General features: G+C 66.1%; 17 protein-coding genes. 12 read left to right on the top strand and 5 right to left on the bottom strand.

What is annotated here, in order from left to right; all coding sequences use genetic code 11:
* Positions 1-11 precede the first annotated feature (11 nt).
* The 6 genes from ACSE4D_RS01825 to manA all read left to right on the top strand — a co-directional run bounded on the left by ACSE4D_RS01825 (position 12) and on the right by manA (position 9,604).
* Positions 12-1,214 (top strand): 5-(carboxyamino)imidazole ribonucleotide synthase, encoded by a 1,203-nt coding sequence (locus ACSE4D_RS01825; protein WP_135538106.1) that lies wholly within the window; start codon positions 12-14, stop codon positions 1,212-1,214.
* A gap of 104 nt (positions 1,215-1,318) precedes the next feature.
* Positions 1,319-1,843, top strand: coding sequence for a 5-(carboxyamino)imidazole ribonucleotide mutase (gene purE, locus ACSE4D_RS01820; protein WP_436326574.1), 525 nt, complete (start codon positions 1,319-1,321; stop codon positions 1,841-1,843).
* 37 nt (positions 1,844-1,880) lie between these two features.
* A complete protein-coding gene (locus tag ACSE4D_RS01815; RefSeq protein WP_436326573.1) occupies positions 1,881-3,029 on the top strand; it encodes an acyl-CoA dehydrogenase family protein in 1,149 nt (382 codons plus the stop codon).
* Positions 3,030-3,333: 304 nt separating this feature from the next.
* The gene (locus ACSE4D_RS01810) at positions 3,334-4,854 is read left to right on the top strand and encodes an LCP family protein (RefSeq protein WP_436326572.1); all 1,521 of its coding nucleotides are present in this window, start codon (positions 3,334-3,336) and stop codon (positions 4,852-4,854) included.
* Positions 4,855-5,116: 262 nt separating this feature from the next.
* Complete coding sequence (locus tag ACSE4D_RS01805; RefSeq protein ID WP_436326571.1) at positions 5,117-7,969, top strand: NlpC/P60 family protein; 2,853 nt, start codon at positions 5,117-5,119, stop codon at positions 7,967-7,969.
* A 285-nt stretch (positions 7,970-8,254) separates the two neighbouring features.
* Positions 8,255-9,604 carry a mannose-6-phosphate isomerase, class I gene (manA, locus tag ACSE4D_RS01800; RefSeq protein ID WP_436326570.1) on the top strand — a complete coding sequence of 450 codons (1,350 nt, stop codon included), beginning with the start codon at positions 8,255-8,257 and terminating at the stop codon, positions 9,602-9,604.
* Between the two features lie 294 nt (positions 9,605-9,898).
* On the opposite strand, the gene ACSE4D_RS01795 is transcribed toward manA, so the two are convergent.
* The 4 genes from ACSE4D_RS01795 to ACSE4D_RS01780 form a co-directional block, all read right to left on the bottom strand.
* On the bottom strand, positions 9,899-10,561 hold the full coding sequence (locus ACSE4D_RS01795; protein ID WP_436326569.1) for a CoA transferase subunit B: 663 nt from the start codon (positions 10,559-10,561) through the stop codon (positions 9,899-9,901).
* 12 nt (positions 10,562-10,573) lie between these two features.
* Positions 10,574-11,344, bottom strand: coding sequence for a CoA transferase subunit A (locus tag ACSE4D_RS01790; protein ID WP_135538117.1), 771 nt, complete (start codon positions 11,342-11,344; stop codon positions 10,574-10,576).
* Positions 11,332-12,030, bottom strand: a complete 699-nt coding sequence (locus ACSE4D_RS01785; protein WP_135538119.1) for a hypothetical protein — start codon at positions 12,028-12,030, stop codon at positions 11,332-11,334. Before ACSE4D_RS01785 ends, ACSE4D_RS01790 begins: the two co-directional genes overlap by 13 nt.
* Positions 12,031-12,118: 88 nt before the next feature.
* Positions 12,119-13,246, bottom strand: a complete 1,128-nt coding sequence (locus tag ACSE4D_RS01780; protein ID WP_426936458.1) for a coenzyme F420-0:L-glutamate ligase — start codon at positions 13,244-13,246, stop codon at positions 12,119-12,121.
* 348 nt (positions 13,247-13,594) lie between these two features.
* Between ACSE4D_RS01780 and ACSE4D_RS01775 the strand changes: the two genes are divergently transcribed.
* Genes ACSE4D_RS01775 through ACSE4D_RS01765 form a run of 3 tightly spaced genes read left to right on the top strand, consistent with a single transcriptional unit; the run spans position 13,595 to position 18,659 of the window.
* Positions 13,595-14,035, top strand: coding sequence for a WhiB family transcriptional regulator (locus ACSE4D_RS01775; RefSeq protein ID WP_426937518.1), 441 nt, complete (start codon positions 13,595-13,597; stop codon positions 14,033-14,035).
* Entirely contained in the window at positions 14,032-17,205 is a 3,174-nt protein-coding gene (locus tag ACSE4D_RS01770) for a glycosyl transferase (protein ID WP_436326568.1), read from the top strand. Before ACSE4D_RS01775 ends, ACSE4D_RS01770 begins: the two co-directional genes overlap by 4 nt.
* Complete coding sequence (locus tag ACSE4D_RS01765) at positions 17,202-18,659, top strand: DUF5719 family protein (RefSeq protein ID WP_436326567.1); 1,458 nt, start codon at positions 17,202-17,204, stop codon at positions 18,657-18,659. Before ACSE4D_RS01770 ends, ACSE4D_RS01765 begins: the two co-directional genes overlap by 4 nt.
* A gap of 68 nt (positions 18,660-18,727) precedes the next feature.
* Here the strand turns inward: ACSE4D_RS01765 and ACSE4D_RS01760 are convergent, their stop codons facing one another.
* Positions 18,728-19,090, bottom strand: coding sequence for a hypothetical protein (locus tag ACSE4D_RS01760; protein WP_135538127.1), 363 nt, complete (start codon positions 19,088-19,090; stop codon positions 18,728-18,730).
* A gap of 88 nt (positions 19,091-19,178) precedes the next feature.
* Between ACSE4D_RS01760 and ACSE4D_RS01755 the strand changes: the two genes are divergently transcribed.
* The 3 genes from ACSE4D_RS01755 (at position 19,179) to ahcY (ending at position 22,583) form a co-directional block, all read left to right on the top strand.
* A complete protein-coding gene (locus ACSE4D_RS01755; protein WP_436326566.1) occupies positions 19,179-19,535 on the top strand; it encodes a DUF3499 domain-containing protein in 357 nt (118 codons plus the stop codon).
* Complete coding sequence (gene manB, locus ACSE4D_RS01750) at positions 19,532-21,022, top strand: phosphomannomutase/phosphoglucomutase (protein ID WP_436326565.1); 1,491 nt, start codon at positions 19,532-19,534, stop codon at positions 21,020-21,022. Before ACSE4D_RS01755 ends, manB begins: the two co-directional genes overlap by 4 nt.
* A gap of 100 nt (positions 21,023-21,122) precedes the next feature.
* Positions 21,123-22,583 (top strand): adenosylhomocysteinase, encoded by a 1,461-nt coding sequence (gene ahcY / locus ACSE4D_RS01745; protein WP_436326564.1) that lies wholly within the window; start codon positions 21,123-21,125, stop codon positions 22,581-22,583.
* The last annotated feature ends 95 nt before the right edge of the window (positions 22,584-22,678 follow it).

Raw genomic sequence — 22,678 nt, 5'->3', positions numbered from 1 at the left:
CGACAGTTAGGATGACAGACGTGACTTTTCCTCGAATCGGTGTCATCGGCGGCGGCCAGCTGGCACGCATGCTCGCCCCCGCCGCAGAAGCCCTCGGTGTCCGCTTCTCCGTCCTCGCGGAGACCGCCGATGCCCCCGCCACCCAGGTCATCAATGAGGTGAGCGTCGGCGACTACACGGACTATCCGACGCTCAAGGCCTTCGCCGAGACCGTCGATGTCGTGACCTTCGATCACGAGCACGTCCCGCCCGAGCATCTCGAAGACCTCGTCGAGGCCGGCCATGCCGTGCGCCCGGGACCGCAGGCGCTCATCTTCGCACAGGACAAGATCCGGATGCGCACGAAGATGGACGAGCTGGGACTGCCGAACCCGGCCTGGGCAGACATCACCTCGGAGGCCGATATCGCGGCCTTCGCCGATCGCGTCGGCTATCCTTTCGTCCTCAAGACGCCGCGCGGCGGCTACGACGGCAAAGGCGTCCGCGTCATCGAGAGCTTCACAGAAGCCTCCGAGTGGCTCGCCGAAGTCGGGCAGCTGCTGGCCGAAGAGAAGGTCGACTTCGCCCGTGAGCTCGCCGTCATGGTCGGACGCTCCCCGATGGGCCAGACCGCCGTGTGGCCGGTCGTCGAGACCTGGCAGCAGAACGGCGTCTGCAAAGAGGCCCTCGCCCCGGCACCCGACCTGTCGGCAGAGAAGTCCCGGGCCATCACCGAGGCGATCCTCACCGTCGCCGGAACCCTCGAGGTCACCGGTGTGATGGCGATGGAGATGTTCGAGACCGCCGATGGATTCCTCATCAACGAGTTCGCGATGCGCCCCCACAACACCGGGCACTGGACCCAGGACGGGTCGGTGACCAGCCAGTTCGAGCAGCATCTGCGTGCCGTCCTCGATCTGCCGTTGGGCAGCCCCGCGGCCAGAGAAGACGTGTCTGCGATGGTCAACATCCTCGGTGCCGAGCACGAGGACCTCTACCAGCCGTACCTGCACGTCATGGCCCACGATCCGGCGGTCAAGGTCCACCTCTACGGCAAGAGCGTGCGTCCGGGCCGCAAGGTCGGCCACGTCAACGCCTACGGTGACGACCGCGAGCTCGTGCTCGCTCGGGCCCGCCATGCCGCTGACTTCATCGCCGGGGTCGATGTCGACCCGCACCCGCGGATGCCCACCCCGGAGAATCTCCTGGCCGACCGGGAGTCGAGCACGGGCTGAAACCCAACCGGCTGTCACCGACCTGCTGCCGAACCACATCGGCAACCGCCGATCCGGACGGCAGCGAACGAGATCCCGCACCGCCTGCGACGAAGGAAGCACAGATGACCACAGCACACGACTCCACAGCAACAGCGGCTCCGGTCGGAATCGTCATGGGCTCGGATTCAGACTGGCCGACGATGAAGGCCGCCGCCGAGGCACTCGACGGACTCGGCATCGCCTCGAGTGCCGAGGTCGTCTCCGCCCACCGCATGCCCGAAGACATGGTGGCCTGGGCGAAGTCCGCGGCCGACCGAGGCGTGCGTGTCATCATCGCCGGAGCCGGGGGAGCGGCTCACCTTCCGGGCATGATCGCATCGATGACCTCTCTGCCGGTCATCGGCGTTCCCGTGCCGCTGAAATACCTCGACGGAATGGACTCCCTGCTGTCGATCGTGCAGATGCCCGGGGGAGTGCCCGTGGCGACCGTGTCGATCGGCGGAGCGAAGAATGCGGGCCTGCTCGCCGCACGCATCCTCGGCGCGGGAGACGGCGACGAAGCCGCCGCTGTGCGGCAGCGTTTGGACGGCTACCGAGACGAACTGCGGCAGGTCGCTCTCGACAAGGGCCGGGCTCTGCAGGGATAATGGTGTTACTGAACGTCCGATAAGCATTAGGAGAAGAATGTTCGACCTCTACCAGCCCAGCGAAGAGCATGAAGAGATCCGTGCGGCCGTACGCGATATCGTCGAGAAGAGGATCACGCCGTTCGCGGCGGAGGTCGATGCGGATTCCCGCTACCCGCGAGAAGCTCATGAGGCGCTGGTCGAGACCGACTTCTTCGCCGCCCACATTCCCGAAGAATACGGCGGAATGGGTGCCGACGCGCTGGCCGTGGCGATCATCATCGAAGAGGTGGCCCGAGGCTGCGCCTCGTCTTCGCTCATCCCGGCCGTGAACAAGCTCGGCAGCATGCCCGTCCAGCTCGGCGGCAGCGAAGAGATCAAGAAGAAGTACTTCCCCTCGGTCGCCTCCGGCGAGGCCGGCTTCTCCTACGGCCTGTCCGAGCGGGAGGCGGGCTCGGACACCGCATCGATGAAGACTCGCGCCGTCGCCGACGGTGACGACTGGATCCTCAACGGAGTGAAGACCTGGATCACGAACGCCGGGGAATCCGACTACTACACGGTCATGGCCGTGACCGACCCCGACGGCGCCCGCGGTCGCAACATCTCGGCCTTCGTCGTCGAGAAATCGGATGAGGGCTTCACCTTCGGCGAGAAGGAACGCAAGCTCGGCATCAAGGGTTCGCCCACTCGCGAACTGCTCTTCGACAACGTCCGGCTGCCGGGGGACCGGATCGTCGGACAGCCCGGAGAGGGCCTGAAGATTGCGCTGCGCACCCTCGACCACACCCGTGTGACGATCGCCGCTCAGGCTGTCGGCATCGCCCAGGGCGCGCTCGACTACGCGCTGTCCTACGTCAAGGAACGTCAGCAGTTCGGCAAGTCCATCGCCGATAACCAGGCCATCCAATTCATGCTCGCCGATATGGGCATGAAACTCGAAGCCGCCCGTCAGCTGACCTACACCGCGGCCGCCAAGAGCGAACGCGGCGATGACGACCTCACCTACTTCGGGGCGGCGGCGAAGGCCTACGCCTCGGATGCGGCCATGGAGATCACCACGGACGCCGTGCAGCTGCTCGGCGGCGCCGGCTACGTCGTCGACCACCCGGTCGAGCGGATGATGCGCGATGCGAAGATCACCCAGATCTACGAGGGCACGAACCAGATCCAGCAGATGGTGATGGGACGCCAGCTCCTGCGCTGAGCCTTCAGCCCGCGTGCGAACCCCGGCGAGGGTGCTGCGACTCGACGAAGATGGTCGGGACGCAGCACCCTCGCCGTCGTCTGTGAAGAATCGCATAGCAGCGCAATCCGACATGCACGGCGCGGATTTGCCGGAATCCACGGCCCGCAGGCGACACAATGGATGAACACAGTGGACTCTGAAGAACGTTTGGCACAGTTGTCTTCGCCGCACGTCCGGTCAGAGACCGTGTCGCTCGTCGTCGAGGCGCGTGCGACTGTGTACCGGAAGCCGTGAAGACCGCCGAGGAGACGAAGGGAAGGCAGTGGCCGAAACGAGATACGTGGACCCGATCCGCTACCCTTCGTACGCCTCGCAGCCCACACGGGATGTGCGGGCCTGGCTGCTGCTCCTCGTCACCGTCGTCGTCCCCGGCGGCGTCCAGCTGCTGTTCGGACATCGTCGGTGGGCGAAGATCTCCCTGTCGATCACCGTGATCAGCTGGGCTCTGGCCATCCTCGCCGGAGTCACCGTCCTCATCAACCGGACGTTCCTGTTCACCATCGGCACGAACCCCTTCATCCTCACCTTCCTCACGATCTGGGTTCCGGTCATCGCGATCAGCTGGGCCGTGTGCCTGTTCGACTCCTTGCGCCGGATCCGACTCGTCACGATCTCGCAGAGGGCCCGCAAACGCTTCGTCGCGGCGTTCTGTGCTCTCCTCCTCATCGTCGTCGGCCCGCTGGCCTGGGGGACGTCGATGCTGAACTCTCAGCGTGGTCTCATGAGCGACCTCTTCGCCTCCGGCAAGGCCCTCAAACCCGTCGACGGCCGCTACAACATCCTGCTTCTGGGGTCCGACGCCGGCAAGGGGCGCACGGGCATCCGTCCGGATTCTCTGTCGTTGGCCTCGATCGACGCGAAGACGGGCAAGACCGTGATCATCGGGCTGCCGCGCAATATGGAGAACGTGCCATTCACGGAGGATTCGCCGCTGCACAAGAAGTACCCGCAGGGGTACAACTGCGGCTCCGAGTGCCTGCTCAACGCCGTATTCCAGCAGGGCGAGCAGCACAAAGACGAATTCGACGACCCGGAGCAGGCCGGCGAGCAGGCAACGATGGACGCCGTATCCGCGATCACCGGGCTTGAGGTCCAGTACTACGCGATGATCAACCTCAAGGGATTCGAGCACCTCATCGACTCCCTCGGCGGAATCACTCTGGTCTCGGGCAAGCGAGTGCCGATCTCTTCGAAGGTCGACCCGAAGACGGGCCAGCACGGCCCGGTCAAGGGGTGGATCGAGCCGGGCAAGCAGAAGCTCGACGGATTCCACGCACTGTGGTTCGCCCGCTCCCGAGAGTTCTCCAGCGACTACGAGCGGATGATCCGGCAGCGCTGCGTGCAGACGGCCATGGGCAAGCAGCTCGATCCGGCTACGGTGCTCACTCGCTACCAGGCGATCGCCAAGGCCACTCCGGGAGCTGTGGCCACGAACATTCCGTCCTCCCAGGTGGACTCCTTCGTCGACTTGGCTCTCAAGGTGAAGTCGCAGAAGATCGAGTCCCTCGACCTCACTCCGCCGCGCGTGACACCGTCGAATCCGGACTTCGATGTGGCACGACAGCTCGTAGCCGATAGGATCGAGGAGGCGTCGAAGTCCTCGAAGGAGGACAAGGACGCATTCTCGGCTTCCGGAAGCGATCTGTCAGCTGCCGCCGGAGTCGATGCGGGACTCGATCCGAACCCCGGTTCCGGGCCGCAGCTGCTGGCACAGAGTGCCGGCGACAACTCTGCTGACAACGGCGATGAAGCCGACGCAAAGGCGATCTGCTACGTGCCGTGAGGCACCGGAAGCGGCTCGGGCGGCCGAACAATGACCGAAAACGTCCGGCCGACGACGATTCCGGGAAAAACTTTTGCTCGGTGTGTCCCTTGCCAATACTGGGAACCACACTCGTGTAATTAGAATATTCCGCTCTGTGGCTAGTCTGACACGCCGAAAATGTGTAACAATTTTGAGATGTTGGGGTTGCCCGCCGTACTGCCAACGGTGCAGGGGACCTCGAGGCCTGAACTTCCCTGTCTTCCTCGAAAAGGCTGTAACGATGAAATATCTATTGCCCACTGTCGCGGGCTGCGCTTCTGTCGCACTCGTCGGCACCTTAGCGGTCACGGCATCGACGGCCTCTGCGGCCACGACGTCGCCTGACGTGTCCAAAGAGGCGCTGAACGTCAGCGAAGAGGGACTCAACGTCCCCGGTGCCCGTGATTCCAGTGATTCCACCGCCACTGCCGCCAACCAGAGCGCCACGAGCAATCTGCCGAACATCTTCAAGTCGCAGACCGCTTTGGCCGGGACCAAGGTGCCGGAGTTCGTCAACGCATCCGCCTCGGCAGACACCGGGTCGGCCGTCAACGCCTCCGCTGCGACCGGGGCGGTCAACACCACATCCGCCGGACTCGCCTCTGAATCCGACGAGACCGTGCCGTCCGAGGGTTCCTCCCCGTCCGAGACGGAGCAGACCCCTGCCGAGAAGTCCGAAGACTCCGAGGACAAGAGCGGGCAGGACTCCGCCGAGGAGTCGGAGGCCAAGGACGACGAAGACATCTCCGGCTCGGTCCGGCAGAAGACCGAAGACGGCGTGAACATCGCACTCATCTCTGATGTCCTCGATGTTCCGACGAAGAACCCGAGTCTCGTCGGGTTCACCTTCTCCGAGTCGAAGTCGAACATCCGCATTCAGATCCGCATCAAGCACGGATCCGAGTGGGGCAGCTGGGACACTCTCGACGAAGAGGAGCAGGACGAAGCCGAGAACAAGGGTTCGGAGCCGATGACGGTGACGAACGCCTCCGGAGTGCAGATGCGCATCCTCGGTGATTCCGCACCGAGTGACGCCGAGCTCGTCCTCGTCGATCCGAAGCGCGACTCCGGTGACGCACAGGCCGTCGCCGAGAACGCCCCCGTCGACCTCGAACAGCAGAACGCCGACGACGCGGAGACCTCCGATGCCGCGTCCGAGGAATCGACCGACGCCGAGGCGGCCGAGGCCGAGAACCTCAGCGACGTCTCCGGCGCGACCGTGGCCAACCAGAACTATGTGCCCGGTTCGTCGACGGTGTCCACCGTCGCGAAGAAGGTTGCGAAGCCGAAGATCGGTTCGCGCAGCTCCTGGGGTGCGAAGGCCTACCGGGGCAGCCCTGACTATGCCAGCGGGATCAAGCAGGCCGTGGTCCACCACACCTCCGGTTCGAACAGCTACTCAGCCGAGGACGTCCCGGGAATCATCCGCGGTATCCAGGCCTACCACCAGGACGGCCGTGGGTGGAGCGATATCGGCTACAACGTCGTCGCAGACAAGTACGGTCGCCTCTGGCACGCTCGCGGCGGTGACGTCTCGAAGGCCGTCATCGGCGCACACGTAGCCGGACACAACACCGGAACCTTCGGTATCTCCGTGCTGGGCACTTACAACAGCGCAGCTCCTCCGAAGAAGACCCGTGACGCCGTGGCTTCGGCCATCGCCTGGAAGTTCTCGCTCAACGGAATCTCCAAGGCGACGAAGTCGAACCTGGTCGGCCACCGTGACCTGGGCAGCACCGACTGCCCCGGTGACGCCTTCTACGCAAAGCTGGGCGAGGTCCGCTCAACGGTCAACTCGATCCTGAAGACCGGCGAACAGCCCAGCGACAAGAAGGACGACTCGAAGAAGGACGATTCCAAGAAGGATGACTCCAAGAAGTCTGAGAAGCCGAAGACGAAGACTGCGATCGAGAAGTACGCCGAGAAGAACAAGCTCGGCAAGGCTGTCGGCAAGGAATACGCGGTCAAGGGCATCTCGGGTGCCAAGGCTCAGAAGTTCGAAAAGGGTGTCGTCTACTGGTCCAAGAAGACCGGCGCCTACCACCTGTCAGGAGCGATCGCCTCGTCGTACAAGGGCGACGCGGTCACCAACTTGGGGCTGCCCACCTCTGCGGAGAAGGGCGGCCTCAAGGACGGGGGTGTCGCACAGCGCTTCGAGAAGGGATCCTTCTACTGGTCGAAGGCCACCGGCGCCCACTACACCACCGGTGCGATCATGAAGTACTGGGGTGACAAGGGGACTGTCAAGGGCCACCTGGGCTACCCCAAGTCCGACGTGGTCTTCAAGGACGGTCGCGGCGAGCAGCTCTTCGAAGGTGCTCGACTGGTCTGGGCCGAAGGATACGGCACCACCGAATTCTCTCCCAAGGGTTCGATCGCCGGCGGAGTGACGGATGACAATGCTCCGGGCGACACGACACCGCCGGGAGACAAGTCCACCGATGGCGATTCGCCTGCAGACTCCGGGGAAGGTTCTGCAGACGACGAAGACTCGAAGGATGATGAGTCCAAGGACGATTCCACAAAGGATGACTTTAAGAAGGACGACAAGTCCAAGGATGACTCCAAGAAGGACGACGAGTCCAAGGATGACTCCACGAAGGACGACAAGTCCAAAGACGATTCCAAGAAGGACGACTCCAAGAAGGACGACAAGTCCAAGGACGACTCGAAGAAGGACGATTCGAAGAAGAAGGACGACAAGAAGAAGGATAAGCCGACCAAGGCAGAGAAGATCGCGGCTCAGCGTGCGTCCGTGATCAAGGATGCCAAGGCCAACCTCGGTGTCAAGTACGTCTGGGGCGGCACCTCGCCGAAGTCCGGTTGGGACTGCTCGGGCTACACCCAGTACGTCTACGCCAAGAACGGCATCAAGCTGCCGCGCACGACCAGCCAGCAGCGCTCTGCGGGCAAGGAGATCCCCATCAAGGACGCTGAGGCAGGCGACCTGATCTGGATCCCCGGTCACATCGGAATCATCTCCGAGACCAAGGGGCAGATGTACGATGCGGGATCGACCCGGACGAACACCACGAAGCGCAGCTACAGCTGGATGCTCAACCGTGGAGCGAAGGTCATCCGCGTCATCGGCTGATCGACAGCCTCGCAGCGGGAATTCCAAGGCCCCACTGACAGTGCCCCCGCGGGGATCCGGTTCCGGAACCCCGCGGGGGCACTGTCAGGTTCTCCTGCGGATTCTTCTCGCCCTCTCAGCGGGCCGGATACGTCCTTGCAGGTGGCGGCGGTGAATAGTGTGTGACTTCGGCTGAACAGTCAGTGAAGTGCCGGGTCCGAACGCGCTGGTGACGCTATCGTGGACAGTGCACACCCGGAACAGCCGGATGTGGTTTCGACACCGATCCATCCAAGGGGGCCTCCAGTGCACCGCTTGCACAACACGGTCAAGAACTTCGAATGGGGCAGCACGGACGCGATTCCCGCGCTCCTGGGCACCGCCCCCGACGGCACCCCCTGCGCGGAATTGTGGCTGGGTGCCCATCCGATGAGTCCTTCCCGGCTCGATATACACCAGGATCGGACCCGCGCGGTCGACGAACGCCGCAGCCGCCTCGGCGGCATCGACTCGACTGGAACGGTGGCGACGGAGACCGCGCGCGAACTCGGCCCCAACCTCATCGAATACCTGGCTGGAGACCCCACGGGTCTGCTCGGGCAGGAATCCGTCGAGGCCTTCGGTGCTCGCCTCCCGTTCCTGCTCAAGGTGCTCTCGGCCCGGAAGGCACTGTCGATCCAGGTCCATCCTGACCGAGACCAGGCACGGGCCGGATTCGCCGCTGAAGAGGCCCACGGGCCGGCACTGGATGCTCCCGAGCGCAACTACAAGGACGCCTCGGCGAAACCGGAACTCATCTATGCACTCACTGACTTCCACGCTCTCACCGGATTCCGTCCGCGCAAGGCTGTCCGAGCAACCTTCGAACGGATGCTCTGCCAGCCGCTGACGCCGCCTTCGCTGGACTTCCTCGGCACCGTCATCGGCGCGCTGAAGTCCCTCGGAGAGGGCCGAGCGCTCTCACACGCCGTCGAACTCGTCCTCGGCGATCCGCGGGCCGCAGGACTCGTCGACGAGGTGGCCGCGCACGGGATGGACGAACTGCCGGAACGGCACGTGAGCCGACTCGGCAGCGCCGTCGACCCGGCGCAGACCTTCTGCGAGCTCGTCGACGACTACCCGCACGACCCCGGTGTGCTCGTGGGGCTCATGCTCAACCGTGTGCATCTGCAGCCGGGGGAGGCGCTGGCTATGGAGGCCGGGGTGCTGCATGCCTACCTGTTCGGCACCGGCATCGAGATCATGGCCTCGAGCGACAATGTGCTGCGCGGGGGTCTGACCTCGAAGCACGTCGATATCGCGGAACTGACGAAGGTCGCTGACTTCCGCGCGGGCAGACCGCGCATGGTCGAACCCGACCGTGCCGGCGTCATGTTCGGAGCCACAGACGACTTCGCTCTGCAGGCGCTGCGTTGCCCCAGGCTGGCCACGCTCGAACGCCGCGGAGCCGCTATCGTGTTGTGCACCGCGGGAACGATCACGCTGAACTCGCTGGGCTCCTCGCTCACCCTCGAACGCGGCGAGAGTGCCTTCATCGCGGCCAACGAGCCGATGGTGACCGCCGACGGCCACGGCGACCTGTTCGTCGCCACCACCGGGCTCGCCCCCTCCGGACTCGCCCCCGCCGGACTCGCCCCCACCCCGTCTCTCGCCTGAGCGAAGCAATCTCACGCTCGTGACGCGCGGGGCTTCCTCCGGCTTGGCGCTCACAACGAGAAGTGGTCACGTTCGGATACCAGAACCGAGATTCCGTATCCGAACGTGACCACTTCTCTGTTGTTGGGGGTCTCTGTCGCTGGGGAGGCTCGCCTGCTTTCGCCGAGAAACGGGTCGCGTGCCGAAACGCGGGTGTACACGGTATGTGTCAACCCGTTTCTCGGCACTCGACCCGTTACTCGGTCAGCGGCGTGGCGCTGCTTGGTCAGCGAACTGCCGGACATCCGGAGATGCTCAGGCGACGACCTCGATGGTGGGCACGTCGTCAGGGACGATCACCTCGGCGCCGGTCTTCTCCTTGACCTCATCGACGGTGACGCCCGGAGCGAGTTCGACGAGGGTGAAGGAATCACCGGAGACGTCGAGGACCGCGATATCGGTGACGATGCGCGAGACCACGCCCTTGCCGGTCAGCGGCAGGTCGCAGGACTTGAGCAGCTTGTGCGATCCGTCCTTGGCCACATGGTCCATGATGACGATGACGCGCTGAGCACCGTGGACGAGGTCCATCGCACCGCCCATGCCCTTGACCATCTTGCCCGGGATCATCCAGTTCGCGATGTCGCCGTTGACGGCGACTTGCATCGCGCCGAGGATTGCGGCGTTGATCTTGCCTCCGCGGATCATGCCGAAGCTCGCAGCGGAGTCGAAGTAGGCCGCGCCCGGGTTCATGGTGACGATCTCCTTGCCCGCGTTGATGAGGTCGGGATCGATCTCGTCCTCGGTCGGGTAGGGGCCGACGCCGAGCAGGCCGTTTTCGGACTGGAGCACGAGGTGGACACCCTCGGGCAGGAAGTTCGGAACCAGGGTCGGCATGCCGATGCCGAGGTTGACGTAGCTGCCGTCTTCGAGTTCCTGGGCGGCACGGGCCGCCATCTGATTGCGTGTCAATGACATTGCTGTGTCTCCTCAGGCTTCTCGTACGGTGCGCTTCTCGATGGGCTTGTCAGCCACCTGTTCGGGCGTCAACGGCACCACACGGTGGACGAAGACCCCGGGCACGTGGACATCATCCGGATCGATCTCGCCGGGTTCGACGAGCTTCTCGACCTCGGCGATGGTGACGCGTGCGGACTGGGCCGCCGGGGGATTGAAGTTGCGGGCGGAGGAATGGAACACGAGGTTGCCGTGACGGTCGCCGACCGCGGCGCGCACGAGGGCGTAGTCGGGCGCCAGCGACTCTTCGAGGACGTATTCCTTCTCTTCGCCGAAGGTGTCGAAGACCTTCGTCTCCTTCGCAGGAGACTTCTTGACGACATTGCCCTCGGAGTCGTACTTCCATGGCATTCCGCCCTCAGCGACCTGCGTGCCGGCACCGGTGATGGTGTAGAAGCCCGGGATGCCGGCGCCTCCGGAACGCAGCTTCTCCGCCAGTGTGCCCTGCGGGGTGAGTTCGACCTCGAGTTCTCCCGAGAGGTACTGACGGGCGAATTCCTTGTTCTCGCCGACGTAGGAGGCGATGATGCGGCGGAGGCGTCCGTCGGCGAGCAGAATGCCCAGACCGCGACCATCGACACCTGCGTTGTTCGAGATCACCTCGAGGTCTTTGGCACCCTGGTCCTGCAGCGCACGGATGAGGAATTCGGGTACGCCCACGACACCGAAGCCGCCTACGGCGATCGATGATCCATCTGCAATGTCGGCCACCGCTTCTGCGGGGCTATCAACTACTTTGTCCATGTGCCCAGTGTGCCATGAAGCACTCCGAGGCCGTGGGCCAGGTCCGTCATACGAGCATCGTCGACACTGCTGGTGAGGAGGAGTTCACCACCGCCGAGGAGATGCTGCAGCAGCCGCGGCCACTCATCGGGCCGTGGGGTCGAGTTCGACGCCAGCAGACCCTGCGGTCTGCCGCCGACAGGAGCCGCCTGCTCTGCTCCCGCCCAGTCGATGATCTGCCCGTCGACTTCGAGAGTGCCCGAGGCGTCGAGGCGACGTGAGGCGACATCGGGATAGGCCCGAATCGCCGAATTGACGTCGATGAAGTCCTCATCGACCGGCGTGCTCAGAGCCAGCGCCGGCGGGTTGAAGACGAAGACCTCTTCGGCATCGGCCACGGAACCAAGGTCCTCGTGGCCGAGCGGAACGAAGGCCATGAAGTCCTCCGTCGGCGGTTCTTCGCCGATGCAGACACGACCGCCGGCGAGGAGGACGCTGAGCAGCGCGACGAGTTCGCGCCAGTGCAGGCGTTGTGGAAGGGGCGCGAAGAGGGTGAAGTCGGGTCCGAGGTCATAGTCGCCGAAGAGTCCGACGCCCTTGTTGACCCAGTTCGCCACGACCGGCCCGGTGAGGTCGAGGCGGTCGTGGTCGGGTCCGCGCCAGATGAGGACCGGCCCGCCGGTGTTCGCAATGACTGTCAGATCCATATCCGTATCCATCCTTGAGTGTTGACAGTTGTGGCACGGCCGTCTCCGCCCGCCGAGGCGGCACCTGCGTAGGACAGGACCGTGCCGTTCAGGGGACGATGAGTCCGATGTCGATGGTCACTCCGCGCGGGAACGCGCCGAGTTCGCCGTCGACCCAGTGGTACCTGGTGGAGGCGCTGAGATCCTCGGCGAAGAGCGCCGTGTGGAGTCGCTCGACCAGTGACCCGAGTCCGACCATCGCTTCGAGCAGCGGGGGACCTCCCGACTGCGCTGTTGCCGGCGAATCCGAGGGGTTGAGGGTGATCCGCGAGCCCGCGCCTTCGATGCGCATCCGCCATGCCGCATGGCCGGGTGTCCGCGACTGCCCGGCGCGCACCAGTCGGATCGCACGAGAGACGCGCTCGAGGATGTCATCGCTGCTGTCCCCGGCGGGCGCCCCGCCGGGAAGTTCGGTGACGCCGAGGCTGCGCTGGACGGCTTCGACGTGTCCGTAGCGGAACCAGTCGTCGCCGAGCTCGCGCGACAGGGCCTTCGCTCCGTCGCGACCGTTGTCGAGGTACCCGCCGGCGCCGCGCACGAGAGCCATCGGCAGACCGCGGGAAGAGCCTTTGACGAGATCCGCGGCTGCCGCGATCTCATCGGCGATGGCTCGCACCGTCACAGTCTGGACGCGGCCGTCGTCGTCGGGGCGTCCGCGCTGATCGTCGAGCCCGGAGAAGCCGGACAGACCGAGGGCGATGTCGCCGACGCCGATCCTCCACGGTCGAGAGCTCGTGTCGGAGACGACGAGGCCGATGCGCACGGAGAACGCCTGCTCCACCCTCAGCCGCAGCCGGTCGGCCGAGCGATCGCTGTCGAGCGGGTGCATGATGACGGCGCCGGCAGAATTCGACTGATCGAGTCCCGCCGCGGCCTGCACGGTGCCGGCCGGGGTGCGCACGACCTGGACGGTGGTGCCGGAACCATAGGAGCGTTCGGCGACGAGATGTGTGCCGGTGGCTGTGACGAGCTCTTCGAACTCGCTGCGATCGGCGACGGTGCGCAGACGGCCCTCGGCCTTGGACACGACCTTCGAGGCGACGACGAGGATGTCGCCGTCCTTGAGGTCGATGCGATTGCGTCGCAGGGCGTTGATGAGGATCGCGGCGAGGTCGGAACCCGGCGCGATGTCCTCCTCGACGGGAGGAGCGTAGACGGTGAGGAGTCGGTCATTCATGCTCGGCCGCCGGTGATTCCACTCTCATTCCTCCATAATCCCATCGACGGCGCGTTCTTTCTAAATTCTCCAGGTTTGCTCAGGCGGATCCCACAGGTTGTGCTGGGGCTCAAGGGCTCTCCCTACATATGGTGTTCCGGGCGCGTGTGCATGTGAACATGTGTTCTATTCGGGTCTCAGGTGCTGTCCCAATACTCCATGAGGGCTTGACGGAGCGGTAATGACACGCGTGTAATTTATACCTAAAGGGGAACGCGCCGAGCATGGATCTCAGGATTCGACCGTACATCGGACTGATCGGCTCAGTCACGGTGAAGGACCTGCTCGAGCGTGAGAAAGGGGAAGACCGTGCAAAGCGCACAGAGAGAATGGCGGGAGAGAGAAGACTTCACCGCCGCACCGGGAGTCACCTCCCGCCGTGCCGAAGACTGGTTCATCGAACCGGGAGCACGTACACCCGAGACGCTGCCTGATCCGCTCGCCGTCGATCCGAGTGATCTGACGCCGCTGCAGCAGGACAACGCCGCGGTCTCGCCGCTGTCGTTGCTTCTCGGTGCCGCAGAAGACGGTGAACTGTCGTGGCAGGACCAGGCCCTCTGCGCCCAGACCGACCCGGAGGCGTTCTTTCCCGAGAAGGGAGGATCGACTCGCGAAGCCAAGCGTGTCTGTGCATCCTGCGACGTCCGTTCCGAATGCCTCGAATACGCTCTGGCCAACGATGAGCGTTTCGGCATCTGGGGCGGCATGTCCGAACGCGAACGCCGCCGGCTCAAGAAAAAGGTCGTGTGAGGCCAGCTGTCACTGTCGTTGTCACTTCCGGTGACGACGCCAGCAAGGTCGAGCTCGAAACAGCTCTGCGTCCGCTTTTCCCCGAGATCCCAGTCGTGGATCTCGGGGGACGGACGCTGACCGAGGCAACCGAGGATCCCGCTGTCGCGAACTCGGACTATCTGTGGTTCCTCACCCCCGACTGCCGACCGGAACCCGGCTGTCTCGATGAGCTGCTCGACGCCATCGGGGAAACCGAATCCATCGCCGCCGTGGGCCCGAAGCTCATGCGCGGCGATCGCATCGTCTCCGCCGGTGTGAGCACCACTCCGGCGGGGGAGCGCTTCAATCCCGTGGGCTCCGGCGAAATCGATCAGGGGCAGCGTGACAGCCGCACCGAAACGCTCGGCCTCGACCTGCCCGGCCTGCTCATGGCCACCGCCGAACTGACGCGCATCGGCGCCCCCTCTCGCGTCCTGGGTCCCGCATATCGCGGGATCGAATACTCCCGTCGGCTGCGTGATCTCGGGCGTCGTGTGCTGTTGGCCCCGGGAGCACGGATGGAGATCTCCGCCGAGGCGGCCGCTCAGCTTCGGTCCTCTCCCCAGCCCCCGGTTTCGAAGTTCCAGATCCGCACCGAACAGCGCTACCGACTCAGTCTCGCCGGTCAGGGCCAGGCTGCTCTGCTCTTCCTGCTCGCCTTCTCGAACTTCGGGCACATCCTCGGTGGGCTGCTGTCGAACAATTTCCGGTCCGCCGGTTGGTACCTCGGGGCCCTCTTCGGTCTGCCTGCGGACGCGAGGACCACGGCGCCGCTGCGCCGCGCCAATGCTCGGCGCAGCCGATCGGCCAAGCGCACCTCCACCTCCCACGTCGCGGCACTCTATGCCGATGCGGACGAACTGGCCGTCCAGCGTCGGTCGATGGGCGGCGTGGACGATGACTCGCATCCTGCCGAGGTGCCCACCGGCGGGCCCGACGCCGATGCCGAGCTCAATCCGATCGGCGACACCGAAGAGGCCATCGACTCCTTCTCCCGACTCGAGATCTCCGGCGGTTCGAGTCTGCTGCGTGCGCCCCTGACCTACGTGGTTCTGGCCGCCGTGGTGATGAGCGGCTTCATCAGCTACCGGCTCTTCGGACCCGGCCACCTCGACGGCGGTGCCCTGGGGGCCACGGATGTCGGCCTCGGTGAGATCTTCTCCCGCCTGCTCGGCCGCCACCTCGATGTCTCGACCGGCGCGGCAGCCCCTGCCGACCCCTACCACCTCGTCGTCGGGACACTCTCACTCCTCTTCTTCGGCCATGTCGACATCATGGTCCGCACCCTGCTGCTCGCGGCACCGATCCTCGCCGGGATCACCGCCTATGCCGGGGCCGGAAGCGTGCTCCCACGCCGCTGGGTACGCGGATTCGCCGCTCTGCTGTGGATCGCTTCACCGCTGTTCACCTCCGCTCTCTCAGACGGCCGCCTCGGGGTGGTGCTCGTCTGGATCTGCGCGCCGCTGCTGGCGCTGAGCCTGCGACGGAGTCTGCGCACGGGATCGATCGCGGCCGCGGCCGGCAGCGGACTGCTGCTCTTCGTCATCATCTCCGGCATCCCGCTGCTGCTGACCGTGGCGGTGCTCGGCACTGCGGTGCTGCTCATGACCGGGCGCGGGCTGCGCCATCTGTGGCTGCTGGCACCGACACTGTTCCTCGCCTGGCCCTGGCTGTGGGCTCTCGTGCGGGAGCCCGGAACGCTGCTGACCATGCCCGGACAGATCATAGCGGCCGAGACGGCGCCGACCTACCTGCTGGCCGTCGGATTCCCAGGACCGATCGACCTGTCCTGGTTGGCGGACCTCGCCGAACACTTCGGACTCGGCGGAATCAGCCCGGGGGCGCTCCAGCTGTGGGCACCCGTCCTCGTACTCCCGATGCTCATCCTCGCCTTCTTCACTCTCATCGAGGCCAGGCTCGAACTCACTCGGCTGACCTGGGCGGTGGGACTCTACCTCAGCGGGCTCATCCTCGCCGCAATCCAGGTGCACCTGCCCGCACAGACGGGCCCATTCCATCTCATCGGCTCCTACCCGGCCGCCGGCCTGACCCTGATCAGCCTCGGGGCGATCCTGCTGCTGTCCCTGGGGGCCGATCGCACCGCGGCGAGTCGGACTGGCAGCGGACGGATGCCCATGCGCGGCCTCGTCGGCCTGGTCGCCGTCGCCTCCATCGGACTCCTCGCCATCGGCGCCGGCCGGGCCGCGACCTCGCCCGAGGCAGTCACAGCCACCGAGGACAGCACGGTCCCGGCCCTGGCCGCCGACCGTGCCGAAGGGGACGCGAAGGCTCGCACCCTGCGCCTGGACAACGTCGACGGGGAGGTCCTTGCGACTCTGCTGTCGGCCGAGGACGGAACCGTGTTGGGCACCTCGACGGTGACCGCAGCTGAGACCGTCGGCGGATGGCCGTGGCAGCGACGCCCGCTGCCGATCCCTGACGACCAGGTGCTCGTGGCACAGGCGGCGGCCGCCCTGTCGGCCGACGACGCCGGAGACGTCAGCGATATCCTCGGCGAACTCGGCGCCGACTTCGTCCTCGTCGGCACCAACGCCGAGGGGCTGCAGAAATCCGTCTCGGTCGCGCAGGGGCTGATCGCCGTCGGGCCCACCGAATCCGGACAGCTGTGGCGAGTCGACAAGCCCTCCAGCGGGCGCTTCCTCATCCGCGATGCCGATGGACGGCTGAGCACCGCACCGATGCACGGCACCACCGCCGAGGTGCCCGCCGGTGAGGACGGACGCACACTGATCATCGCCGATGCCGCAGACGGGATCACCGCCCGTTCGAACGGCGAAGTGCTGCCGCAGCCGGAAAATTCCGAGGAGACCTGGGTGAGCGAATTCGATCTCCCCGCCTCCGGCGGCCGAGTCGAGCTCTCGCTCAACTCGCCGGCCTATCCGGTCGGGGTCATCGCCGGCTGGGTGCTCGGTGCGCTGAGCATCATCGCCGCCATCCCCTTCGGCGGATCTCGCAGACACACCCGCGTGTCCAGCAGGCAGTCCGGCGCTGCGACCGGGCAGAGGGGCCGGACGACCGGGCAGACGGGCCGGACGGGCCGGACGGGCCGGACGGGCCGGACGATCGAGCGGACGAGTCGGACGACCGAGCGCACCGACGGCCACGGCAGCAAGGAGACGAGCGCATGAAGAATCTGCGCAGCATCATGACCTTCGCGGCCATCGCCGTACCCGGAGTGCTCGTGGCCACGACCTCATTCCTCGCGCCAATGACCCCGGGCACCCTCGATCGCAGTCCGGAACAGGTGCGAATGCCCACCGCCGACACGCGCGTCGTGTGCCCCGGCCCCCTGCTCACCGACGGAACGGCCGAAGGCACGGACGCGGAGTTCGTCGACGATTCGAAGGTCTCGACGCGAGTCGTCGCCGCTTCGGCACCGATCGGGGCCGCGGACGGATCGACCTCCTCGGCGAGGCTGCAGGTCGCCGACCTCGGCGGCTCGGTCGACTTCGACAACCCTGCCGGGCAGGGTTTCGTCTCCGGCGACGACAGCATCGACTCGACGAAAGTCGTCACGGGATTCGCCCGCCCCGGTGCCCCCGCTCTCACCACCGGTTTCGAAACCGTCGAAGGCAGCTCCGGCGACCTCACCGGTCTGGCCACACTCACCTGCGCACAGGCCGCGAGCAGCTTCCGCATCCTCGCCGGCTCCGGTGCCACCGGCTCGAATTCGCAGCTGCTGCTGAGCAACCCCGGCGACGCTCCCGTCCAGGCCGAAGTCAAGCTCATGACCCCCGGTGGAGGCGCAGCCGAGCCGACCGAACTGAGCATCAAAGCCGGCGAACAGCGCGCCGTGCGTCTGGCCGGACTGGCAGGCGGAGCCGAAGCCCTGGCCGTCGATGTCACCGTCGACGGGGGAGTCCTTGCCGGCTCCGTGCAGGAGACCGTGCTCGACGGGCTCAAACCTCAGGGAATCGACCTTGCCGCAGCCGGCGCGGATGCCGACCGTCAGCAGGTGCTCACCGGCTTGAACGGCAAAGACGTCCGGGTGCGTGTGGCGAACCCGGGCAAGGGGCTGGCCGAGGTCGGACTCAAGGCCTTCGGCCCCGATGGCGAAATCGACATTCCCCGACAGTCGATGACCGTGGTCGGACACGGAGTCGCCGAAGCCGATCTCGGTGACCTCGAGGCCACGAGTCTCGTCATCGACGCCGATCAGCAGATCCAGGCGGGAGCATTCATCGGCCAGGACGGCAAGAAGGGCGCCAGCGATTTCGGCAGCGTCCAAGCCAGCGAATCCCTGGCCGAAACCCAGATCATGGCGCTGCCGCGCACCGGAGAGACCTCCCTGCACCTCTCACCCGGACAGGGGCGCGTGCAGGTGCAGGGCATGCTCGACAACGGTTCGCTGACCGACCCGCAGACGGTCGACCTCAACCCCACCGGAACGACGGTGGTCGACACCGGCACGGTCTCCGAGGAATCGGTGCGCGCTCTGGTCCTCAAGGGTTCCCAGGCCTCGGGCTCACGCGCCGAGGGAGTGCACGCCACCGCCGTCGTGACGACCGACGATGGAATCTCCACCGTCGCTCCGGCCCCGGCACCGACCGGTGTGGCCTACCGCGACATCCGCCTCGGCTGAGTCGGCTGCACGGTTCGGGCTGAAGCCGCTTCGGCTCCGAGTCTGTGGGGACCGCGCGGAGACGGCCGTCACGTACGGCGGAGGATATCGACCTGATCGGCGACCACCTCGGCGATGAGCGCGTCCCTGTTCTCTGTGCCGGCGTGATCTTCGATGACCCGTCGGTAGAGGACGATATGGGTCGCACGATTCGCCGTCGCCGGGAACACTCGACCGAAACTCGGCTCGGTCGAACTCGCCGGTGGAACCGCATCGACGGCCAGCACCACCTCGGCGAGGAGATCCGGTTCGCGGGTGCGCATCCGGGCGAATTCGGCGGCAGCGGCCTGGGCGAAGCTCTCGGCCCGACTCAGCTTGGCCGGTACCGCGGCCCGGTGCAGCGGGGAGCGCAGGCCCCGGCCGTGCCGGTCGCGATGTCGCCTCGATCTCATAGGACGCCATTCTACGTGCGAGGCCGCCGCGCCTGAGCGAATCGGTCGAATCCGGCGTGTAGAGTATTGGACTGTGTCAGCCGTGAGAATGTGTTCAAAAGTCAGCTGCTCGCGCCCCGCCGCCGCCACTATGACGTACGTGCACGCTGATGCGACCGTCGTCATCGGGCCGCTGGGCAGGCGCGCCGAGCCGGGTGCCCACGACCTGTGCGCCGAACATGCTGCCAAGCTGACCGCGCCCGTGGACTGGCAGCTCATCCGCATCGATTCCGGGCAGGCCCCGCCCGAGCGCAGTCGCGACGACCTCTTGGCCATCGCCGATGCCGTGAGGGAAGCCGCCGACCGTGCCGACCGGACCCCGGCCCGCGGCGAACAGACCAGCGCGAACGATTCCGCGCACTCCGGCCGCAAGCACGGCCACCTGCGCATCATCGGCGACTCATGAGTCCCACCGGCTCGTCCCCGTCCGAAGCCTCGCCCGAGACACCGGACCCCGCTTCGAACGACGCGGGCCCGGCCCCGCACCGCACCGCAGCCCTCACCGCGGTCGTGGGCTCCTATGACATCCGCGGGCGCATCCCGGACGAGCTCGACGATGACATCCTCTTCGCCCTCGGCTTCGCGACCGCAGCGACGATGGCCGAGCTCCACTCCACCACCGAGGTGGTCCTCGGACATGACATGCGCCCGAGCTCGCCCGGGTTCGCCCACGCCTTCGCCGCGGGAGTCGAAGCCGCCGGATCACGACCGATGCTGCTGGGACTGTGCTCGACCGACCAGCTCTACTTCGCCTCGGGGATCTTCGACGTCCCCGGCGCGATGATCACCGCCAGCCACAACCCCGCCGACTACAACGGGATCAAGATCTGCGGCCCCCGCGCCGCCGGGGTCAGCCTCGCCTCCGGTCTGTCCCGAGTCAGGGAGCTCGCCGCCACGGCACCTCTCAACGATGGCCGTGCCGTCGCCGTCGACGAAGGGGCAGCGAAGACCATGCGCGAACAGTACGTCGCGCGGATGCGGGCACTGACCCGCATCGAAGAGGTCACGGGACTGAAGATCGTCCTCGACGCCGGCAACGGCATGGCCGGCCGGCTCCTCGGGGAGGTCTTCGGCACCGACGCGGGAGCCGCCTCGGTGCCCTTCGAGGTGATCGGGCTGTACACGGAACTCGACGGCACCTTCCCCAACCACGAAGCGAATCCGCTCAAGCCCGAGAACCTCGTCGACGCCGCCCACGCCATCGTCGAGACCGGGGCGGATCTCGGACTCGTCTTCGACGGCGATGCCGATCGCTGCTTCTTCATCGACGAGACAGGAGCGACGATGTCGGCTTCGGCCGTCGGCGCCCTCGTCGCCGAACGAGAGATCGCCCGCGCACGAGCTCAGGGCAACGAACAGCCCACCGTCATCCACAACCTCATCACCTCCCGCAGCGTGGCCGAGACGATCACGGCCGCCGGCGGGCGTGCCCTGCGCTCGAAGGTCGGACACTCCGGGATCAAGACCCTCATGCGCGAAACCGGAGCGGTCTTCGCCTGCGAACACTCCGCCCACTTCTACTTCGAGGAGTTCTTCGGCGCGGACTCAGGCATGCTCGCCGCCTGCCACCTCATCTCGGCCCTGGCCGAGTCCGGAGCACCCGCCTCCCGACTCGTGGACTCCTTCGACCGTTTCGCGCAGTCCGGGGAGATCAACTTCACCGTGGCCGACCCCGACGCCGTGCTCTCGGACTTCGCCGCACACGCCGGAGACTTCCCGGACAACACGGTCGACGACCTCGACGGCATCGGACTCCAAGGTCACGACTGGTGGGTCAACCTGCGCAAGTCGAACACCGAACCCCTCGTCCGGCTCAACGTCGAAGCCGCGGACGTCGCCCGGATGCAGGAACTGCGGGATCGGGTCAGCGACTTCGTCACCGCTCGCGCCTGACCGACCGGTTCTCTGTCCGCGGACCGGGCCGGGTGGGACAAGCCAGCTGTTCGGGCAATAGACTCGAACACGATCCGACAGCCCGCCATATGGAGGTACCGTGCTCGATTCCACCGACTTCAAGGTCGCCGATCTCACCCTTGCCGAGGCCGGTCGGCACCAGATCCGCCTGGCCGAACGGGAGATGCCCGGGCTCATGGCCTTGCGCGACGAGTTCGCCGCCTCAGCGCCTCTGTCCGGTGCCCGCATCGCCGGCAGCCTGCACATGACCGTGCAGACCGCGGTGCTCATCGAAACCCTCGTGGCCCTCGGCGCCGAAGTCCGTTGGGCCAGCTGCAACATCTTCTCCACCCAGGACGAGGCCGCAGCCGCCGTCGTCGTCGGCTCCGGGACACCCGAGGCTCCGGCAGGGGTCCCGGTCTTCGCGTGGAAGGGCGAGACGCTCGAGGAGTACTGGTGGGCAGCCGACAAGATCTTCGACTTCCCCGAGGGCCCGAATCTCATCCTCGACGACGGCGGCGATGCCACCATGTACGTGCTCAAAGGCACCGAATTCGAGTCCGCTGGGGGAGTACCCACCGCAGCCGAGGACGACCCGGAGGAATTCAAGGTCCTGCTCACCCAGATCGCAGCGGCGATCGAGGCGAACCCGGGCCGCTTCGCCCGGCTGGCCACCGGCATCAAGGGCGTGAGCGAGGAGACGACGACCGGAGTCAACCGCCTCTACCGCCTCGCCGAGCAGGGAGCGCTGCCGTTCCCCGCCATCAACGTCAATGACTCGGTGACGAAGTCGAAGTTCGACAACCGCTACGGCATCCGCCATTCCCTGCCCGACGGACTCAACCGCGCCACCGACGTGCTCATCGGCGGCAAGATCGCCGTCGTCGTCGGCTACGGAGACGTGGGCAAAGGCGCCGCAGAAGCCCTGCGCGGTCAGGGGGCGCGCGTCATCGTCACCGAGATCGACCCGATCTGCGCACTGCAGGCGACGATGGACGGCTACCAGGTCTCCCACCTCGCCGAGGCGGCACCACAGGCCGACATCATCATCACCACGACCGGGAACACCCGAGTCGTGAACGTCGAGGTGCTGCAGACGCTCAAGCCCGGAGCGATCGTCGGCAACGTCGGCCACTTCGACGATGAGATCGACCTGGCCGGACTGTCCCGGCTGCCCGGTGTGGAGAAGATCGAGATCAAACCGCAGGTCCACGAATGGTCCGTTCCGGTGCCCGCCGAGGCGGGACTCGACCGGGAGCGGACGGACTTCCTCGTCCTCTCCGAAGGGCGGCTGCTCAACCTCGGCAACGCCACCGGGCACCCGTCGTTCGTCATGAGCGCGTCGTTCGCCAATCAGGTGCTCGCCCAGATCGAACTGTGGACCGCCCACGAACGCTACGATGATTCGGTGCACCGGCTGGCGAAGGAACTCGACGAGAAGGTCGCACGTCTGCACCTGCCCGCGCTCGGAGCGAAGCTGAGCGAACTGAGCAAGGAACAGGCCGAATACATCGGCGTCGACGTGGCCGGACCGTACAAACCCGATCACTACCGCTACTGACGCCGCCAGCAGCCTCAGTGCGCTTTCGCCGGCATATGCAGGTGCGACGCCGCCGGGCAGGCTCAGCACGCTGTCGTCGACGCGCTCAGCGCCCT

The sequence above is a fragment of the Brevibacterium sp. FAM 27836 genome, from assembly GCF_051351055.1.
Taxonomy (GTDB): Bacteria; Actinomycetota; Actinomycetes; order Actinomycetales; family Brevibacteriaceae; genus Brevibacterium.
This window is presented reverse-complemented; position numbering and strand designations above follow the sequence as displayed.